The 20083-nt window shown below is 62.3% G+C and carries 16 protein-coding genes and 1 tRNA gene; 10 read left to right on the plus strand and 7 right to left on the minus strand.

What is annotated here, in order from left to right; all coding sequences use genetic code 11:
- Positions 1 to 17 precede the first annotated feature (17 nt).
- The 3 genes from H351_RS20910 to H351_RS20920 all read left to right on the plus strand — a co-directional run bounded on the left by H351_RS20910 (position 18) and on the right by H351_RS20920 (position 4507).
- Entirely contained in the window at positions 18 to 1466 is a 1449-nt protein-coding gene (locus tag H351_RS20910; RefSeq protein WP_029255064.1) for an acyl-CoA dehydrogenase family protein, read from the plus strand.
- A 27-nt stretch (positions 1467 to 1493) separates the two neighbouring features.
- Positions 1494 to 2699: an acyl-CoA dehydrogenase family protein gene (locus tag H351_RS20915; protein ID WP_003942363.1), complete on the plus strand. Its 1206-nt coding sequence runs from the start codon at positions 1494 to 1496 to the stop codon at positions 2697 to 2699.
- A 173-nt stretch (positions 2700 to 2872) separates the two neighbouring features.
- Entirely contained in the window at positions 2873 to 4507 is a 1635-nt protein-coding gene (locus H351_RS20920) for an acyl-CoA synthetase (protein ID WP_003942348.1), read from the plus strand.
- Between the two features lie 6 nt (positions 4508 to 4513).
- Here H351_RS20920 and H351_RS20925 read toward each other — a convergent pair whose 3' ends face one another.
- Genes H351_RS20925 through H351_RS20935 form a run of 3 tightly spaced genes read right to left on the minus strand, consistent with a single transcriptional unit; the run spans position 4514 to position 8066 of the window.
- The gene (locus tag H351_RS20925; RefSeq protein ID WP_051636467.1) at positions 4514 to 5842 is read right to left on the minus strand and encodes an amidohydrolase family protein; all 1329 of its coding nucleotides are present in this window, start codon (positions 5840 to 5842) and stop codon (positions 4514 to 4516) included.
- Between the two features lie 40 nt (positions 5843 to 5882).
- Positions 5883 to 6860, minus strand: coding sequence for an isopenicillin N synthase family dioxygenase (locus H351_RS20930; protein WP_020907141.1), 978 nt, complete (start codon positions 6858 to 6860; stop codon positions 5883 to 5885).
- A 15-nt stretch (positions 6861 to 6875) separates the two neighbouring features.
- A complete protein-coding gene (locus tag H351_RS20935) occupies positions 6876 to 8066 on the minus strand; it encodes an ABC transporter substrate-binding protein (RefSeq protein ID WP_244891380.1) in 1191 nt (396 codons plus the stop codon).
- A 251-nt stretch (positions 8067 to 8317) separates the two neighbouring features.
- On the opposite strand from H351_RS20935, the gene H351_RS20940 reads away from it, so the two are divergent.
- From H351_RS20940 to H351_RS20955, 4 genes are read left to right on the plus strand one after another with little or no spacing between them, the layout of a single operon-like run.
- Positions 8318 to 9100, plus strand: a complete 783-nt coding sequence (locus tag H351_RS20940) for an ABC transporter ATP-binding protein (protein WP_019747838.1) — start codon at positions 8318 to 8320, stop codon at positions 9098 to 9100.
- On the plus strand, positions 9097 to 10002 hold the full coding sequence (locus H351_RS20945) for an ABC transporter permease (protein ID WP_020969249.1): 906 nt from the start codon (positions 9097 to 9099) through the stop codon (positions 10000 to 10002). The genes H351_RS20940 and H351_RS20945 overlap by 4 nt, the downstream gene beginning before the upstream one ends.
- Positions 9999 to 11069 (plus strand): isopenicillin N synthase family dioxygenase, encoded by a 1071-nt coding sequence (locus H351_RS20950; protein ID WP_029255061.1) that lies wholly within the window; start codon positions 9999 to 10001, stop codon positions 11067 to 11069. Before H351_RS20945 ends, H351_RS20950 begins: the two co-directional genes overlap by 4 nt.
- Positions 11070 to 11116: 47 nt before the next feature.
- The gene (locus H351_RS20955; RefSeq protein WP_020907137.1) at positions 11117 to 11761 is read left to right on the plus strand and encodes a GntR family transcriptional regulator; all 645 of its coding nucleotides are present in this window, start codon (positions 11117 to 11119) and stop codon (positions 11759 to 11761) included.
- Between the two features lie 4 nt (positions 11762 to 11765).
- On the opposite strand, the gene H351_RS20960 is transcribed toward H351_RS20955, so the two are convergent.
- Both H351_RS20960 and H351_RS20965 read right to left on the minus strand, forming a co-directional pair.
- A complete protein-coding gene (locus H351_RS20960) occupies positions 11766 to 12542 on the minus strand; it encodes an esterase/lipase family protein (RefSeq protein WP_029255060.1) in 777 nt (258 codons plus the stop codon).
- A 73-nt stretch (positions 12543 to 12615) separates the two neighbouring features.
- Positions 12616 to 12689: transfer RNA gene (locus H351_RS20965), tRNA-Met, on the minus strand.
- 450 nt (positions 12690 to 13139) lie between these two features.
- On the opposite strand from H351_RS20965, the gene H351_RS20970 reads away from it, so the two are divergent.
- A complete protein-coding gene (locus H351_RS20970) occupies positions 13140 to 13694 on the plus strand; it encodes a transglycosylase family protein (protein ID WP_019747833.1) in 555 nt (184 codons plus the stop codon).
- 88 nt (positions 13695 to 13782) lie between these two features.
- On the opposite strand, the gene H351_RS20975 is transcribed toward H351_RS20970, so the two are convergent.
- A complete protein-coding gene (locus H351_RS20975) occupies positions 13783 to 16698 on the minus strand; it encodes a UPF0182 family protein (protein ID WP_223257968.1) in 2916 nt (971 codons plus the stop codon).
- Positions 16699 to 16872: 174 nt separating this feature from the next.
- On the opposite strand from H351_RS20975, the gene H351_RS20980 reads away from it, so the two are divergent.
- Positions 16873 to 17475 carry a PPA1309 family protein gene (locus H351_RS20980; RefSeq protein WP_019747831.1) on the plus strand — a complete coding sequence of 201 codons (603 nt, stop codon included), beginning with the start codon at positions 16873 to 16875 and terminating at the stop codon, positions 17473 to 17475.
- Between the two features lie 41 nt (positions 17476 to 17516).
- Here H351_RS20980 and H351_RS20985 read toward each other — a convergent pair whose 3' ends face one another.
- Positions 17517 to 18539, minus strand: a complete 1023-nt coding sequence (locus H351_RS20985; RefSeq protein ID WP_029255058.1) for a YlbL family protein — start codon at positions 18537 to 18539, stop codon at positions 17517 to 17519.
- 123 nt (positions 18540 to 18662) lie between these two features.
- Between H351_RS20985 and H351_RS20990 the strand changes: the two genes are divergently transcribed.
- On the plus strand, positions 18663 to 20063 hold the full coding sequence (locus H351_RS20990; protein ID WP_024487215.1) for a zinc-dependent metalloprotease: 1401 nt from the start codon (positions 18663 to 18665) through the stop codon (positions 20061 to 20063).
- Positions 20064 to 20083: the final 20 nt, after the last annotated feature.

A 20083-nucleotide genomic window follows, 5' to 3' on the forward strand; every position in this document is an offset into this window, starting at 1 on the left:
ACACCGAGAAACAGCTGGTGATCATGACCAAGCAAGACAGTGTTGCCCCCGACAAGAGCGCTCAGCGCAGCGAATCGGGCGCGCAGCGCGGCGGCGCCAAGGGTGCGCCCCGCGACACGTCCGCCGTCGGCCTGAACCCGATCAAACGCGACGCCATGGGCGCAGCCATGCGTGTGCTTACCAAGATCACCGGTTCGGAACTGGCCGAGAAGTTCAATCTGCGTCAGACCATCGATCGCGTGACCTACGAGGGCACCAAGACGGGCTTCAAAACCCTGGGTGCCGCCACTCGAGGATTCCAGAAGGTCTCGGGCAACGGTGCACCCAAGCGCCTGCCCGACAACCCGAGCAAGAACGCCGACTACTTCGATCTCACCCCGGACGACGACCAGAAGATGATCGTCGAGACGGTGCGTGAGTTCGCGGCCGAAATCCTGCGTCCCGCGGCCTACGACGCCGACGGCGCAGCTCAGGCCCCCGCCGATCTCTCCAAGCGCGCGGCCGAGCTCGGTATCACGCTGATCAACGTTCCCGAAGAACTCGACGGAGCAGCCGCCGATCGCGGCGCAGTCACCAATTCTCTTGTTGCCGAGGCACTTGCGCACGGAGACATGGGACTTGCACTTCCGATCCTCGCACCGAGCGGTGTTGCAGTTGCACTGACGCAGTGGGGCACCGACGCGCAGCAGAAGACCTACCTTCCGGCCTTCACCGGCGAGCAGGTCCCCGGCGCAGCAGTGGTGGTCAACGAACCACGCGCACTGTTCGATCCGTTTGCCCTGCAGACCAAGGCAGTGCGCTCCCCCAGCGGCTACAAGCTCAACGGCGTCAAGAGCTTGGTGCCCGCCGCGGCTACGTCCGAACTCTTCGTCATCGCCGCGGAACTCGACGGCAAGCCGTCCTTCTTCATCGTCGAATCCGACACCAAGGGACTCGTCGTCGAAGCAGATCCCAGCATGGGTCTGCGCGCCGCCGGCCTGGGTCGCCTGATCCTCACCGACGTCGCTGTGTCGGAGTCCGCACTGCTCGGCGACGGTGACGCCGAGCAGCGCAAGGCCGAATACGCCGACGCGATTCGCCTGGCTCGCCTCGGTTGGGCGTCCATGGCCGTCGGCACCAGCCAGGCAGTTCTCGACTACGTGATTCCGTACGTCAACGAGCGCGAAGCGTTCGGCGAGCCGATCAGCCACCGCCAGGCGGTTGCCTTCATGGTCGCCAACATCGGCATCGAACTCGACGGACTGCGTCTGGTCACGCTTCGCGGCGCTTCACGCGCCGAGCAAGGCTTGTCCTTCGCTCGCGAATCCGCTCTGGCCCGGAAGCTGGCTTCCGAGAAGGGCATGCAGATCGGCCTCGACGGTGTACAACTCCTCGGTGGACACGGGTTCACCAAGGAACACCCGGTCGAGCGCTGGTACCGCGACCTCCGTGCCATCGGCGTTGCCGAGGGCATCGTCCTCATCTGACGCCGCTGAACTTCCAGGAGAACCACGATGATCAACCTCGAACTTCCCAAGAAGCTCAAAGCATCAGCGAACCAGGCACATCAGGTCGCGGCGCAGATCTTCCGACCCATTTCACGTAAGTACGATCTCGCTGAGCACGAGTACCCCGTCGAGCTCGACACCATGGCCGCCATGGTCGAAGGCCTCTCCGATTCCGGTGGAGACATCGGCGGTGCCAGCGGCGGACGGTCCGACGCGAGCGCCAAGGGTGGCAACGCCAACGGCGGCAACATGTCTGCGCTCCTCAACTCGCTCGAAACATCTTGGGGCGACGTCGGACTCATGCTCTCGATCCCCTACCAGGGGCTCGGCAACGCCGCGATCGCCGCAGTGTCCACCGACGAACAGCTCGAACGTTTCGGCAAGGTGTGGGCCTCGATGGCCATCACCGAACCGAGCTTCGGTTCCGACTCCGCCGCAGTGACCACCACCGCCGTTCTCGACGGCGACGAGTGGGTTCTCAACGGCGAGAAGATCTTCGTCACCGCCGGTGAGCGTTCGACGCACATCGTCGTGTGGGCGTCGGTCGACAAGTCGAAGGGCCGAGCGGCCATCAAGTCGTTCGTCGTTCCGCGTGACGCACCGGGCCTGAGCGTTGCTCGCCTCGAGCACAAGCTGGGCATCAAGGCCTCCGACACCGCAGTACTCCTGCTCCAGGATTGCCGCATTCCCGCGGACAACATCCTCGGCAGCCCGGAGGTCAACGTCGAGCAGGGCTTTGCCGGCGTCATGCAGACGTTCGACAACACCCGGCCCCTCGTTGCAGCCATGGCCGTCGGCGTCGGACGCGCGGCTCTCGAAGAACTGCGCGGCATCCTGACCGAAGCCGGTGTCGAGATCTCCTACGACACACCGGTCTACAACCAGCATGCAGCTGCAGCCGAGTTCATCCGTTTGGAAGCCGACTGGGAGGCCGCGTACCTGCTGTCTCTGCGCGCGGCGTGGATGGCGGACAACAAGAAGCCGAACTCGCTCGAAGCGTCCATGTCCAAGGCGAAGGCCGGCCGCACCGGCACCGACGTGACGCTCAAGGCAGTCGAGTTGGCCGGAACCTACGGCTACTCGCAGCGCCCGTTGCTCGAGAAGTGGGGCCGCGACTCGAAGATTCTCGACATCTTCGAGGGCACCCAGCAGATCCAGCAGCTGATCGTCGCACGCCGCCTGCTCGGAAAGTCGTCCGCCGAACTGAAGTGACGGTCGAACTGAAGTGACGGTCGCACAGACCCGATCCCGAAACACTCCGCCCCGCCACCTTTCGAGGTGGCGGGGCGGACTGCTCGGCCGCCATCGTGAAACTTCACCACCGAAACCTGATTGCCCATTAGTGTGTAATCAGTCCTACAACGACGCTCGGAAGAGGTTCACGTATGCCCGGATTGGTCACCAAGGTCACTGACACCATCGGCGCGGCGGGGGTCATGTTCCGAGCCGGACTCGTCCCGTTCCCTCGCCTTGATCGCGGGCTCAAATCCATTGCAGCCGTGGACAAGTACGGACCCTTTGCCGGGCCGGTCCATGCACACGCCGAGAACGGCTACGACGCGGTGGCGATCATCGACGAGCGCGGACCCATCACCTATGCCGAGCTAGAGCGTCAGAGCAACGCGTTGGTCCGGGCGTGGCAGGCCGACGGCATCACGTCCGACTCCGTCATGGGTGCGATGTGCCGTAACCATCGAGGCTTGGTCCTGACCATGCTGGCGGCAGCGAAGAACGGAACGAAGCTCGTTCTCATGAACACGGGCTTCGCTCGGCCCCAACTCGTGGACGTCGCAGCGCGTGAGAAGGTGGTCGCCTTCGTCTACGACGACGAGTTCGCGGACATCGCCGATGCCTTGCCGGACGACGTCGTCGTCTATCGTTCCTGGCCAGAGGGCACGGCCGCGGACGGTTCCACGGCAGCTACTCTCGACGAGGCCATCGCCGGACGCACCACGTCGTCGGTGCCGGCACCCGAGAAGAACGGTGGCTTCGTCCTCCTCACCAGCGGCACAACGGGAACTCCCAAAGGCGCGCCGCGTGGCCACACCTCCCCTCTCGCGTCGGCACAGTTCCTCGACCGCGTGCCGTTGCGCCGCGGACAGACCATGATGATGGCGGCCCCCGCCTTCCACGGAACCGGCGTCTCGCAGTTCGCTCTCGCGTTGGCGCTCGGCCAGACCGTCGTCATGCATCGAAAGTTCGACCCGGAGAACACGATCAAACTTGTCGCACAATACAAGTGCGACAGTCTGGTCGTGGTCCCGACGATGCTCACTCGGATCATCGACCTCGGTCCCGACGTGCTGTCCAAGTACGACACGTCGAACCTGAAGATCATCTTCTCGGCTGGTTCGTCACTCTCACCCGATCTGTGCAAGCGAGTCACGGCCTCGTTCGGCTACGTCCTCTACAACCTGTACGGATCCACCGAGGTCGCGGTGGCGACAGTCGCGACTCCCGAGGATCTGACCATTGCGCCGGGAACCGCGGGCCGCGCGCCGGTGACCTGTCACGTCGAACTGTTCGACGAGAACAACAAGAAGATCACCACCCCACACACGATCGGCAGAATCTTCGTCGCCAGCGGGCTGAGCTTCGAGGGATACACCGACGGGCGTGACAAGGAACGTATCGACGGACTTCTCTCGACCGGCGACGTCGGACACTTCGACGCCAACGGCCTCCTCTTCGTCGACGGCCGCGACGACGACATGATCGTCTCCGGTGGCGAGAACGTCTACCCGCTCGAAGTCGAGAACCTGCTCGCCGATCGAGAGGACGTCTTGGAAGCGGCAGTCATCGGAGTCGAGGACGCCGACTTCGGGCACCGCCTGCGAGCGTTTGTCGTCGTCGCCCACGGCGCCGACCAGAACTCCGACGAGCTGAAGGATCACGTCCGGTCGAATCTCGCGCGCTACAAGGTTCCCCGCGAGATCGTCTTCATCGACGAACTTCCCCGCAACGCCACCGGAAAGCTGTTGCGCCGCGTCCTGATCGAGATGGAGATCAGCGAAGACTGAGCACAGTCACAAAGCGCTGAGCGTCCGGATCAATTCCGCCTCGTCGACGCGAGTGGAGTGCCCGTCGCGGAGCACGACCTCGCCCGCAACCAACACCGTGTCCACGATCTGACGACTGCCCGTCGTGAGAATGGACGCGCCCGGATCTCGCACCGGGAGGCAACCGAAGTCGCGTTCGAACCGAATCATGGTGAGGTCGGCGGGATCGCCCACGGAGATCCCGCCAGACCTGGCCGGCAGACCGAGTGCTGCGTTTGCACCGCCGGATGCGATGTCGATCATGGCTTCGAAGCCGAACAGGTCGGCGCGGCCGCGCGCGGCTCGCTGCACGTAGGCGCCGGTGCGCAGCGTCTCGAGCATGTCCTGAGTGTCGTTGCTGGCTGCGCCGTCCACACCCAACCCCACCGCGATCCCCGCGTCGAGGAAACTCGGGACGGGCGCGATTCCGCTACCGAGGCGCATGTTGCTGACGGGGTTGTACGACACTCCGACGCCGCGCTCCGCCAGCACCTTCTGACCACGGTCGTCGAGTTCGACGCAGTGGACCGCCAGCACCCGGTCCCACAAGAACCCATGGGAATCGAGGTAGTCGACCGCGTTCATGCCCGCGTGTTCGGTACACATCGTGTTGTCGGTCTGCGTCTCGAGCAGGTGAATCGAGACCGTGAGGTCGCGAGCCTGCGCGAACTCACTCACTTCCGACATCCCGTCCGGGGTCAGCGAACGTGGGTTGGGTACCGCGACTGCCACGTCAATGCGGGAACCGGCGACGTCCCGCATCATCTGATCCGTATGTGCGAGAACATCTCCGAGTGGTTGCATGAGCCGCGGATCGAAGCCCCACTTCCTCGTCTTGTCCGCCCGGTCTGCGGTTCCGCGTCCCAGCACCGCACGAATCCCGGTGTCGTGCAACGCCCGGATCACAGCGTCGTGAACCTCGCTGGACGGGTGCGGCCACATGTGTTCGACCAGGGTCGTCGTACCGCTGCGCAATGCCTCCAGCGAGGCTGCGACAGTGGCCGTGTATGCGCGCTCGGAAGTGATCTGAACCGACTCTTCTGCGACCGCGAGTAGCCATTCGAGAAGCGGTGTCCCTTCGGCGATCCCACGCATCAGTGACTGCTGAAGGTGCGTATGGGTGTTGACGAACCCAGGGATCAGATACGCCCCCGATCCGTCCACACTTCCAGGTGTGGCAGTGCCGGTCGACTTCTCGATCGATTCGACCACCCCATTCGAGACGACGACGTCGCGGCCGGTCAGCCATTGCCCGCCGCTGTACAACGTCACGTCCCGGATGATCGCGTCGGTCATGTTCTTGGGCGCGGTAGTCATCGCCAGTTCTCCTGAAAGTGTGTGACGGAACGGATACGGATCAACGCGCGAAGTTCGCGCGTACTCGCTGGTCGATGTAGTCCTCGGCAGTGATCGGCGGGTACTTGCCCGCCGGCCCCTCGATGGTCACGTCGCGGTTCGCCTGAGCGAAGAACGCGAGGCTGTAGCGGGCTCCCCGATAGTCGGTGACTCCGGGACTCTTGACCCGGTGGAAGTTCGACGGCAGGACATCATCACTCCATCTCATCAGCATGTCGCCGATGTTGCAGGTGATCGCTTCCTCGGCCGGCACCACCGACGTCCATTCCTGGGTGTCCATCTCCTTGCCCGGGCACAGTTGCAACCCGCCCTGACCGTCACGCTGGAAAAGCAATGTCAGGCAATCGAAATCGGTGTGCGCTCCGGCACGCCACATCCCTTCGACATCTGCGTCGGCGGCAAGGGGGAAGTAGTGGAGTAGTCGCAGTGTGCTCTGGTAGGTGGCCACCGACGGGTCATGTGCCCTGGTGAAGAAGTCTCGTTCGAATCCCAGCTTCTCGGCGAAGCACGACAACAGGTCCATCGCAATGCCCCAGCACTTGGCTTCGAAGTCCAGGATCGTTTCGCGGAATCCACCCAATTCGTCTGCAGTGGGCCACAGATCACCCATATGCGGGCGGGTCACCTGGTAGGACTCTTTCTGATCAGGCGTTCCGATGGACGGACGCACCTGCGTCATGCTCTCCCAGCCGGAGTTGAAACCCTTCTTGAGCGGATACTGCGCTTTAACCTCAGTGGGCAGTGCAAAGAATCGCTCGGCCGCCGCGAAAGCCTCGCGGACCTGGTCCAGATCGATTCCGTGATTGACGATTTGGAAGAATCCGATGTCGGTCGCTGCCGACCACAACTCCTCGGCGATCTCGCTGCGCCGGTTCTCGAAATCCGAGAGATCGATTCTTCGGACCTCGCGGTCGGTGGTCTCCGTGCCCAGGCCACCCATGCGGGTCTCGCGGTTGAGTTCTGTCATGTCGTACGTCATTTGCCGTGAGCTCCTTCAGCGGATTCCGATGGACCGATCGGTGAATTTGTCGGTGTAGATCTCTTCAGCAGTCAATGACTGCGGTATCGCCGCACCCCCGGCGTTGAGAATGGGCTTCAGTTCTTCGACGGTGTGAGCGACTCGCGTCATGTCAAACGTGCCGACGGATCCGTCTGCCTCGTTCGCGATCAGGCCTTTCTCTTTCAGGAGCTGGGCACTGAACGCTGCTTCACCCTCGGTGTAGGGAGAGAACGACACGTCCTGCGAGACGACGTCGACAATGGCAGCATTCGCCGTATCCGGCGCAGTGATGTAGTCCGCGGTGGCCTGCTGAATGATCGGAACCAGCTTGCTCAAACACGGCGAGAGTGTCTCGACCTTGTCGGCACGAACCGAAACATTGGACGCGTAGATGTCGAAACCCGAATCTTTCAGCAGGTCATAGGAAACCGGCTTGTCCCACGCCGGCGTCTCCTTCTCGTACGTGTACGGTTCCGAATTCGCGAATCCTTGCTGAGCGATGGTCGGGTCACCGACAAATCGCGAGGGAGCTCCGTCGTAGCTCGTGTCGAGCTGAGACTGCTTCAGTAGTCCTTTCGCCACGAGCCACTGCGGAAAGAGTTGCTCCTTGGAAACGACGACACTCGCGGCGGACTTGCCGATATCGGCAACACTCGTCCAGTCCGGATGAGACTCTTTGTCCCACATGAGGATTGCCGGGCTGTATTTGAGCAATGGCGTGACGGCCACAACGGGCTGACTTGCCGCTGCCGCGATCACCTGATCCCCGTGCACCAAGCCGAGAGTGATGGAATCGTCGACGTACATCTGGGAGCTGACGGATTGGAACCCGATTGCCGGTCCCCCGGCCCGCAAGGTCAGGTCGACTCCGGTGTCCTTCCCTCCGGCGACAAGAGTCCCACTGACGGACTTGTCGTCGGTGTCGACCGAATAGCCAGGACCGAGCATCTCGAAGAGCGCTCCCATATCCGACTGTGGCTGCCATTGGAGTTGAACCACAACGTTTTCCGGACAGAGACCCGCAAGGTTCTGCGCCTCGGCAGCTGGTTCGAGAGATTCGGCTTTCGCCGTCTCAGCCTCACTGGAGCTACACGCAGTCAATCCGATGGCTGCACACATGGCCAGTGCCGCGCCCGCCGCTCCCACACTTCTGCGATTGGAATGCACCTTGCGATTTGAATACACAGCGTCTCCTTCGTGAAAACAATTGGGATGTGGGCGAACCAAGAAGGGTGATCCGATGAGCACACTCTGCAGCACGTGGATTACATGCAATCGACTCGTTGTTTCCATCAGGTAACGCGCGCCAGGATTCTCGCTTCACCTGCAATGTCACCTCACATTTACATTCAGCAATCTAGGCGACATACATGCAATTCAAGATAGTTCCTACATCTTGAAGAACTTTTGCATGCATTACTGAACCGGAGGCTCAGATGGAACTCGCGAACACGATGCAGGATGCCGACGCTCGCAAGCTCACCGCGCCGATGCAGATGGTCTTTTCCGATGTCGTCAAGAAGTTCGATACCGGCACTGTCGCGCTGGACGGCATCGATCTGGACGTGGAGCGAGGAGACTTCGTCGCCGTGGTCGGACCCTCAGGCTGTGGCAAGTCGACTTTGTTGCGCATGGCGGCCGGCCTCGAGCGGCCGACCAGTGGTGCGGTTGCCCTCGACACCGAATCAGTTGGCTTCATCTTCCAGGAGCCGACTCTCCTCCCCTGGCGAACCGTGCAGGCCAACGTCGAATTATCGGCTGAACTCGGTGGCGGCGACAAAGCAGCGCGAAAGTTGCGCGCCGACGAGGCAATCCGCGCAGTCGGCCTTGCGGACTTTGCGAAACAACTGCCCAATGCGTTGTCAGGCGGAATGAAGATGCGTGTCTCGTTGGCGCGTGCGCTCACCCTCGCACCCGCTGTGATGCTGCTCGACGAACCTTTTGGTGCGCTCGACGAGATGACACGACTGGAGATGCAGGTAGAACTCCAAAGGCTCTACACCGACAAAGGGTTCACCTCGATGTTCATCACGCACTCGGTATCCGAGGCCGTGTACCTCGCAAACAAGGTGGTCGTCATGACCGCCAGGCCTGGACGAATACATTCGGTCGTGGACATCGATTTCCCGTACCCGCGTAGCCCGGAACTGCGCTACGACGCCCGATACACCGAACACGTCGCCGAGATCTCGGCCAGCCTCCATGGGAGCTCACGATGACCGAAGTCCTTGCAGTACAACAGGGCACCACCGTACGCAATACCGCCGTTCGTACTGATTCTGCGACCACGGCGCAAGCACAGGCACAGTCCGGACGGCCCTCTCGAATGAGAGCGCTCGGCACCTTCCTGCTCTATCCGCTGCTCTCACTTGCCGGCGCGGTCGCAGCGTGGTCGATCGTCAGCTACCTCGTTCTCTCCCCGGAACGTCGATTTCTCCTTCCGCCGCCGAGTCAAGTACTGACGAAGTCGCTACTCGACTGGAAACACCTCTCTCCCATGCTCGAAGCCCTCGCAGTGACGGCACAGGTTGCGCTGGTCGGCTTCGTCGTCGCGGTGGCAGTCGGCGTCGGAACCGGCGTGCTGATGAGCCAGGCCAAGTGGATCGAGCGGATCGTCTATCCATATGCCGTTGTGCTGCAGGTCATTCCCATCCTCGCCATCGTCCCCCTCATCGGGCTCTGGTTCGGCTACGGCATGACCGCGCGCACCCTGGTTTGCGTTCTCATCGCGGCCTTCCCGATCATCACCAACACACACTTCGGGTTGCAATCGGTCGATCGCGGACTGCACGAACTCTTCACCCTCGGCCGCGCCTCGCGTTGGGATCGACTGGTGAAACTCGAACTGCGAGCGGCAATGCCGGCCATTCTCACCGGCATCCGCACCGCCTCCGGCCTTGTTGTCGTCGGTGCCATCATCGGCGACATGTTCTTCGCCAAAGGACAACCCGGGATCGGGACCCTGCTCGACGTCTACCGAAGCCGCCTTCAGTCCGAGGATCTGATCGCCGCGATCGTGATCGCGTCGGTGTTCGGCGTCCTCGTCTTCTCTGCCTTTGGATTCCTCTCACGTGTGCTCGTCGGTAAGTGGCACACGTCCGGCCGCAAGGACTTTAAATGACCCACGAAATTCCCGCCTTCGAAATCCCTACGATCGATATCAGCCCGTACCACACCGGCGAGGCATCGGCTGCAAACGCCACCAACAGCACTGCCTGTGCGGAAGTGGCAGCTCAACTCGATCGCGCGTGCCGGGAGGTCGGATTCATACAGATTGTCGGACACAGCATTCCACGATCGGCGACCGACGGACTGGCCGACGCTCTCGACGAGTTCTTTGCTCTCCCACTGACGGTGAAGAACAACTATCGCCGTCCCTCGTCCGAGAACCGTGGCTACTCGCCACCGAAGTCGGAATCACTCAGCATGAGCCTGGGCGTCGCCGCTGCGAACCAGATGAACGATTTCTACGAAGCAATAGTCGTGGGCACAGAGGTGAGCGACTATCCGGGCGTCGACCTACCCGAGTCCAGCTACGCCGCCAACACTTGGCCTGAGGCCGCGCCCGGATTCCGACCGGCAATCGAAGAGTATTTCCGTCATGCCCAGGGCTTGGCACGAATCCTGATGTGCGCCTTTACTGACGCCCTCGGATTGCAGCCCGAGTACTTCGATTCGATGCTCGACCATTCGATCGACGCGATGAAGATGAACAACTACGCACTGCCTGAGGGCGAGATCCGCATCTCCGGCGACATGACGGGAATGGGCGCTCACACCGACTTCGGAATCTTGACCATCCTGTGGGCAGATCAAGTTCCGGGCCTTCAAGTTCTGAGTGCCGATGGCGTATGGCACGACGTCCAACCTGCCGACAGCGCACTCTTGATCAACCTCGGCGACGCAATGGCACGCTGGACGAACGACCGATGGCGCTCGACAGTGCACCGAGTCGACCCACCTATCGTCGATGGTCAGATCATCCGACGTCGCTCTGCCGCATTCTTTTTCGACGGAAACTACGACGCCGTCATCGAAGCACTGCCAGGGACTCTCGAACCGGGCGAGGTGGGATACCCGCCGATCACGATCGCCGAGAACATCGCGGCCAAAGTGGCCGGACTGAAAGGCGCGACGGCGCCCGACGTCGACAGTCGCAGCGCTGACCGGGTGCGCGCCGCCGGATAGCGCTCCCGGGTACCGTCGATATCGTGCAGGATCGAAGTGAGGACAAGATGACCACCACCGAACGAGCTTTGCTCACCGAGTCCGTGCACGAGACGCTTCGAGAACTGATCTTTTCGGGAGAGCTGGCGCCGGGGACACCACTGAGTGTTCCCGCGCTGGCGAGCAAGCTCAATGTCAGTCGTACGCCGGTCCGCGAGGCCGTGCAGCAGTTGATCTACGAGGGCATCGCGGTCCACACCCGAAATGCGGGTGCAAAAGTCGATTCGCTGGACGCAGAGTCTCTGCGCGCGGTCTTCGAGGTGCGTGAGGTACTCGACGGTCTCGCGGCGTTCAACGCGACGGCCAATGCCACGCATGAAACCGTGTCACAGCTGAACAAGATGGTGCAGGTGCAACGCGAACTTCTCGAGAGCCCGCCGGATCAGCGTCGCGATTCGACGCTGGACCTCGAGTTCCACACCTTGATTCGTGAGACTGCATGCAATCACCCGCTCAGTGAAGCCCTACATCGTCTCGACGGACAGTCACATCTCTACCGTTCGGACATGTGGAGCCTCGAGCTCAATCGGCGGATCGCCGTCACCGAGCACGCTCGTATAGTCGCGGCCATCGAATCGGGTGACGCCTTGGGGGCCAGAACTGCCGCGAGCGCACACGTAGCCGGGCTACTCGTCCGAACAACCCGGACCTGAAGCTTTACCGAAATGACGGGAACAACGTGTCAGGCCAGGTGATGTCGCCGTCGTTCTCGTCCACGAACGTACCGACACAGTCGCGCCCCAAAGCGCTGATCGCTCCCGAGATGACCTCTGGATGCTCGAGCTCGGTGAGATGGTCTGCTCCGGTTCCGGCCCCGGGAACGCCATCGATGTACACCCGGCACTGGCCCCCGTCCAACCGACCGTCCGCCCACTCGCCTGAGCTCTGCACCACCGAATAGTAGGCAGATCCAGGAGTGTCCTCACCGGCATTGAGCTTGGTGAGAACTTCGGAGAACATGCAGGTGTCGTAACCGTCGGCAGGGCCTTGTACGCAGCCACCGGGGCTACCGTACTGAGGAGCACCGATGGCGACGAATGAATCCACTACTTCGGAGCCACCGAGGAACTTCGCGTAGTACCGGGAGCTCAGTCCACCCGCACTGTGCGCGATCACCCCGACGGAGTCAGCGCCGGCAGCGTAGGAGCGAATCGAATCGGCAATCAGCTCGGCGTCGGCCGCAATCATCTTGCCGGGTGCGTCGACGAAGTGTGTCTCGTAGCCCGCAGCGCTCAGTGCCTCGTCGAGGGCGCGGTAGGTCGCCTGGTGCGTTTCTCCCGAGTTGTAGAGCTGCTGCCCTGGAACGATGAAGACCACGCGCTTCGCATCGGTGATCCGCCCACCGGCGGCAGCGCTTCCTGCCGAGAACGCCAGAGCGGTGGCCACCAGCGAAGTAGTCACCGCCATCGCCAAAAGAATTTTCGAGAGTCGCACGTCGCCACCCTACGACGGCTGCGCACAAAAAAGGACCGCCGCACTGGAATCCAGTGCGGCGGTCCTTTTCTAGTAGCGGGGACAGGATTTGAACCTGCGACCTCTGGGTTATGAGCCCAGCGAGCTACCGAGCTGCTCCACCCCGCGATGCATTGACAAAGTTACACGAGCAGATGAACGGAACGCAAATCGCCTGCGCTGGAGCGAAATACACGCCTGAAAGTCGAAGAATCGGGTGACTGGGTTCACAAAATGCCCGTGAGCATCAACACATAACAAGCATGTAACGAACGTACCTCGAAACGGCATCGGAAAGGCTCTACCAGCACAAACGCCGAAAATCCTGGATGGGAGAAGACCAGGTGGTCCGGAAAATCGCGAATCGACCCTCGTTCAGCGCTCCCGTACGGTCGGTCCCGGCCCGAATCAACCGGGCGAACGCCGACCCGCCGCTGCTCCACTCTGCCCCGCGGGATCGGAACCCCCGAAACCTTCGAGGGGCAGAGACACGGAGAGACAAGCGCCCGGGAAAGTCAGCACCATCGCCGACCCGCAGGCCCGCCGATGTCAGCAAGCGCGGAGAGGATTTACCCCGACATGACGTACACCAGCATCAGCAAGCGTGCATTCGGCACATTGGCAGTAGCCGGCGCACTTGTCGCAGTGCCCCTCACCATGAGCACCGGCACCGCTTCCGCAGCCACCCACAACTGGGACGGCGTCGCACAGTGCGAGAGCGGTGGCGACTGGAACATCAACACCGGAAACGGCTACTACGGCGGCCTGCAGTTCTCGCAGAGCACCTGGACCGCCAACGGTGGCACCGGCTCGCCCGCCAACGCTTCCAAGGAAGAGCAGATCCGCGTCGCCGAGAACACCCTGCAGAGCCAGGGCCCCGGCGCATGGCCCGTCTGCGGCCAGCGTCTGACCGTCGCAAGCGAGCCGGCAGTCGAAGAGGCTCCCGCCGCAGCACCGGCTCCCGTCGCCGAGGCACCCGCAGTTGCTCCCGCCGTCGAAATCCCGGCCGAGCTCAAGCCCGCCGCACAGCAGGCTTACGACACCGCTCGTGACCTCGCCGGCCAGTACGGATTCGCCGCACAGTTCCAGCAGCTCTCCGATGCCAACGCACCGATCGTTGCAGCATTGCGCTGATTCAGCTCATACAGCTTCACTGAGCACACAAGAAGGCCCACCATCCGATCGGATGGTGGGCCTTCTGCTATTCATGAACTGACGCCGCTTACCTCGGCAGCGCCTGGTACGCGTCAACAGCCTTCTGCAGGCGGTCGAGCGCAGCACCGTAGCTGGTGAAGTCACCGCTCTGTTGCGCCGACTTCAATGCCGCCATTGCCGAATTGACCTCGGCCAGCGCCTTCGTGACGTCATCCGAAGAAGCCGGCGGGGCCGGTGCCGTCGGAGTAGTCGGCGTTTCCGGTTGCGCTCCGGTATCCGGATCGGGTGCCGGCTGGGTGACAGTCGCTGCCGAACCTGCGCCCGGCCAAATCTGACTGATCGCCTCGGAGACGGTCGGTGCATAACCGATCCGAATGCCGTTGGTGTCGCTGAAGCTCACCAGCACACGCGCCAACTGAGGGAACGCGTTCTGCGAGTTTCGCTGCGAGTACAAAGGTTCGACGTAGAGGATTCCGCCCTCGGCAATCGGCAGAGTCAGCAGGTTTCCGTACTGAATCTTGTTCGACTGCTTGAGCAGTGACACTTCCGAAGCAACACGCGAATCCGACGTCATCGCAGACTGAGCCTGCTGTGGACCCTGAGTCTGCGTATCGGTCGGCAGCTGCAGCACCGTGAACTTGCCGTAGTTCTCCTTGTCGTTCGCCACCGAGATGTAGGCCGACAGCAACTCACGACTGAACCCGACCATCGGACTGGTCAGACGGAAATCCGCCTTCGCGGTGTCCTTGTCGCCCACCAGCACGTAGTACGGCGGCTGGTTGGCCGACGTGTCGATCGTCGGATCACTCGGAACCGACCAGAACGCGTTGTTGGTGAAGAACTCACTCGGATCGTCGACGTGGTACTTCGCCAGCATCTCTCGCTGAACCTTGAACATGTCTTCCGGGTAGCGGAAGTGCGCCTGCAGGTCGTCCGAGATTTCGCTCTTCGGCTTCACCGTGTTCGGGAAGACTCCCATCCACGCCTTCAGAACCGGATCCTGCTCGTCGACCTGGTAGAGCGTGACCGTGCCGTCGTACGCGTCGACCGTGGCCTTCACGGAGTTACGGATGTAGGAGAACTCCTGACGCGGAATGAGGCGCCCGGTCGTCTGGTCGATACTGTCCTCGACCAACCCGTCGAGCGAACTGCGCTGCGCGTACGGGTAGTCCTGGGCGGTGGTGTAGCCGTCGATGATCCACTGCATCTTGCCGTCGACCACTGCGGGGTAGGCAGCGCCGTCGGTCGTCAGCCAAGGCGCGACCTCCTCGACCCTTTCCTTCGGATCACGCTTGAAGATGATCTTGGAGTTCGAGCCGATTGCACTCGAGAACAAGATGTTGCGCTCGGTGTACTTCGCCGCGAATGCAAGACGGTTGAACCAGTTGCCGATCGAGACACCACCCGAACCGGTGTAGGTGTACTTAGAGGTGTCGGTGTCGTACTCACGAGGTCCCTCGCCGTCGACGGAACCGACGATCGAGTAATCGGCGTCCGACTGGCTGATCACCTCGCCGTAGTACGACCGAGGATTGTCCACCTTGAGGTTCTCGTTCTCGGGCGTGGTCGTCAGGTCGCTGACCGAGTAGATCGGGTAACCACCGGTGTTGTTCTGACTGTCGCCCTGCACGGCCGTTACTTCGTTTGCCTGGGCCGCGACGAAACCGTTGCCGTGCGTGTAGACCGTGTGCTTATTGATCCAGTCCGTCTGGTTCCCGGAAAGGTTGTTCGGCGACAGCTCACGCGCGGCGACAACGAAGTCGCGCAACTGGCCGTCCTGTTCGTAGCGGTCGACGTTGAGCGTCTGCGGGAACCCGTAGAAGTTCTTGAGCTGACGCTGAGCGGTGAACGTCGGCGACAGAATGGTCGGATCCAACAGGCGTGTGTTCGCGATCGTGGTCCGGTCGGCCGGAACGTCCTGGGGCTGCTTGGTGCCAACTCCCGGATAGTCGACGTAGTCGACGTTTTCTTCCGTGATCCCGTACGCCTGACGGGTCGCTTCGATGTTTCGTTCGATGTACGTGCTCTCCTTCTGCGCCGCATTGGGCTTGACGGAGAACTGCTCGACGATCATCGGGTAGACCGCACCGACGAGCACCGACGAAAGAACCAAGAGAGCGACTGCCATGGCCGGTATCCGAAGATCCCGCGTGAAGATCGAGGCGAAGAACGCCAACGCGCAGATGACCGCAATCGACAACAGAATCAGCTTCGCCGGCAGAACCGCATTGATGTCGGTGAAGCCCGGACCGGTGAACGTCGGTTCCTTACGACTACTCGACATCAACGAGTACCGGTCGAACCAGTACGCCACCGCCTTGAGGAGCACGAAGGTGCCGGCGATGACAGCCAGTTGAATACGTGCGGCAGTCGTGAATGTCCCAGCGCGCCCGGCCAACTTGATCCCACCGAAAACGTAGTGGGTGACCAGGTTTGCCACGAAGGCAAGCAGAATCGAGACGAACAACCAATTCAGAACGAAGCGGTAGAACGGCAGATCGAACGTGTAGAAGCCGACGTCCAAGTTGAACTGAGGATCGGTGATGCCGAACGGCTGACCGTTGAGGAACAACTGGATCGTGACCCAGTTGGCCTGCGCGATGAGACCGGAGAGAATGCCGATCGCGACCGGAATGATCACGCCGAACAGACGAAGCCTCGACATGACGGTCGTGCGGTAGCGCGCGATCGGATCGTTGGGTCCGGAGACCGGAACGAACACCGGACGTGCGCGGTACGCGAGAAGCATCGCGAGCCACACGATGGCTCCGACGACAATTCCGACCACGAGGAAGAGCACGAATCGCGTCAGCAGAACCTTGGTGAAGACACCGCGGTAGCCGACTTCTCCGAACCACAACCAGTCCGTGTACATGCCGATCAGTCGCGGCCCCACGAGCAGCAAGGCCGCCACTACGACAGCCACCACCAACAAGATTCGACTGCGTCTGGACAGAGAGGGTAAACCTGCGGGGGGCCGCATGCCCACGTGCCACGCTCCAAGATTTGGCGACGCCGTGGCGTCGCAACCGATTGCATCGATCACTGCGGCCACGCCCGAGTGGACTTGGCCGTTTCCGACCACTCTACGTAACAACGGTCACGGGTTGACAACACGGAGAGCAGGGAGCCGGACAGAAGGTGGGAGGATGAACGTGTGAGTGAAGAGAATATGAGCAGATCACCGAGTGCCCTCGCCCGGTGCGTTCATGAAGTTGTCGACCACATCGACGCCGAAGGCTGGGATCAACCGCCGAAGCTGTACGCGTTGGTGCCTACCGAAATGCTCGCCGCGGCCGAACCAGGACTGCTCGACCAACTCGCCGAGGGCGCCGAATACACACCGATCGAACAGGAATCGCTTCCCGAGGACATCATCGGCGGTTCACGGGCACTCGACGAGTTCCTGGCAACGACGCATTGGCCCGAGTCGGTGCAGGGTTGCATCCTGGTTCAGGAGATCGTCGTCCTGCCGCCCGAGGCGGAATCGGATCTCGATCACGCCACGGCGCCGGTATTGACCGATCAGCATGCTGCGGACGAGGTCGCGCGACTGACGGCCAACGCGCATCCCGATCGACGCGAGGCTCGACTGTTCGTCGGCGTGCTCCGTGACGGTCCTTCGCTGTCGCTTCTGCAGATGCGTCCCGACGAGGATGCGGATCCGTACGGCGACCTGGAACTGCTCACCTACGACGGTCTTGCACCTCACCTGGTTCACGCGTTGTACGCGACGCTCGACGAGGTCGAAGAAGACTGAAAAAAGAAGACTGACCGAGCCTGTCTTCGGCAAGGCAGGTTTCAGCAGCGGGGTGCGTCGCCGCCCGTGTTGAGGCTTTCGAGTGAGTCCACTGCGCCGGGCAGGTTGTCGACCTTGACGAGTCGAAGCCCGTCCGGCGCATTCTGTTTCGCCTCGTCACAGTTCTGGGCCGGCACGAGGAAGGTCTCAGCACCGGCTTCGGAGGCGGCGATCAACTTGTACCTGATACCGCCGATCGGACCGACCTCGCCGTCGGAGTCGATGGTGCCCGTTCCGGCCACGAACTTTCCGCCGTTGAGCTCCCCTGGAGTCAGCTTGTCCACCAACGCCAGTGTGAACATCAGTCCGGCAGAAGGACCGCCGATGTCGGCAAGGTTGAACTGCACGGTGAAGGGAACGTCCGGGACCTCGTTGGGCGTGACGCCGAGGTAACCCGATTCGGGCTTGTTGGGCCGCGCCCCGACGGTGACCGGCACAACGGTCTCCACACCCTCGCGAAGGACGGTGACGTTGATCGCGGTGCCGGGCGCGATCGCACCGACCGTGTCCTGAACGCCGGTGATGGTGGTTACCGGAGTGTCGCCGATCTTGACCAGGACATCGCCCTCTTGCAGGGCACCCGCGGCGGGGCCGTCCGGGGTCACCTTCGAGACAGTGAGTGCCACCGGCTTACCGAGAAAGTGCAGTGCAGCCAACTCGGCACTGTCCTCGGACTGCTGGAAGTCGGCGGTGTTGGCCTGCTGAATCTCTTCCTTCGACTTCTCAGGCGGATAGATCTCCGAGCGAGGGACGAGTCCGTTGCTGCCACTCGCCCACAGTCCGAACGCTTCGAAGACGTTGAGGCCGTCGCGAACCGACACCGTTGTCATGTTGAGGTTGCCGTCGGTGGGATCGACCTCGGTCCCCTGGATGTCGACGACGGGCTTACCGTCGACGTCGCCGAGGGTGTTGAAGGTGGGGCCAGGACCGAGTGCGACATAAGGAACAGTGACCATTGTTCCGACGACGCCCAACACGACGATGGGTGCGAGTGCGGCCAAGAGCGTCACTATCCGTCGATTCACCTGATCCAGAGTAAAGCGCGAAGGCGCCGGAGCACCGATCGCACCGCCTGAGCGCCGTGCGTGTTCGCCGTCAGCGTGACTCGGAGGGCGACTCCGACCGCTCGAGCCTTGTACCGTTGAGGTATGAGCAATATGCCGTTCGGCTTCTCCAACTCCGACGACGATCCCGATCGCGACAAGAACGCGGCGGGTGGCAATCCGTTCGGGGGTGGTGACACGCCGTTCGGGTTCGGCGCGGGCGGTGAGGGATTCGATCCGGCTCAGCTCGGCCAGATGCTCACCCAGTTCGGTCAGATGCTGAGCGGGATGGGCTCGTCGATGGGCCAGGGCGGTACTTCCGGCCCGGTGAACTACGACATCGCCAAGAAGCTGGCACGCCAACAGATCGGATCGGTTACACCGATCACCGAGGGCAATGTCAAGGCGATCGCCGACGCCGCACATCTGGCCGAGATGTGGCTGGACGCCGCAACGACGCTTCCGGCCGGAGCGAGCCGCACTCTCGCCTGGACTCCGAACGACTGGCTCGACAACACGATCGACACGTGGAAGCGACTCTGTGATCCGGTGGCCGAGAAGGTGGCGGGCATGTGGGTCCAGGGACTTCCCGCCGAAGCACAGCAGATGGCGGGCCCGATGCTGGGCATGCTCGGCCAGATGGGTGGACTCGCGTTCGGCTCGCAATTGGGCCAGGCACTCGGCCAACTGTCCACCGAGGTGCTCTCCTCCACCGACATCGGCTTGCCCCTCGGACCAGAGGGCACCGCGGCCCTTCTCCCCGCTGCGGTTCAGGCGTTCAGCGAGGGTCTCGAACAGCCGCATCAGGAAGTTCTGGTGTTCCTCGCCGCGAGGGAAGCAGCTCATCAGCGCCTTTACAGTCACGTTCCGTGGCTGCGACAGCGTGTTCTCGCCACAGTCGAGGAATACGCCCGCGGGATCACGATGGACTTTTCGGCAATGGAAGAATTTGCCAAGGACCTCGACCCGTCCGCTCTCACCGATCCGAGCAAGCTCGAAGCGCTGATGCAGCAGGGCACGTTCGAGCCGCAGAACACCCCGGAGCAGAAAGCCGCTCTCGAACGGCTCGAGACTCTGCTTGCGCTGGTCGAGGGTTGGGTGGAGACGGTCGTCACCGCCGCACTCGGCGAGCGACTGCCCGGTGTTGCCGCGATGAGCGAGACGTTGCGGCGTCGCCGTGCCACCGGCGGCCCCGCCGAACAGACCTTTGCGACGCTGGTCGGACTCGAACTTCGTCCTCGCAAGGTCCGTGAAGCGGCCGGGTTGTGGCAGAAGCTCACCGCGGAAGCCGGTATGGACACTCGTGACGGCGTCTGGTCACATCCCGACCTCATGCCCGATTCGAGCGATCTCGACGCACCGGACGGATTTGTCGCCCGGGTCCTCGGCGGCGGCGAAGCCGGCAATTTCGACGACCCGATCGCCCAGCTCGAAGCCGTCGAGGCAAAAGAGCGTGCGGCCGAGGCAGCGATGGACAAGACCCGCGAGGACGACGAAGAGAAGTAATTCCTTCTCGACACATTTTC

Origin of the sequence: Rhodococcus erythropolis R138, from assembly GCF_000696675.2 — a bacterium.
Taxonomy (GTDB): domain Bacteria; phylum Actinomycetota; class Actinomycetes; order Mycobacteriales; family Mycobacteriaceae; genus Rhodococcus_F; species Rhodococcus_F erythropolis.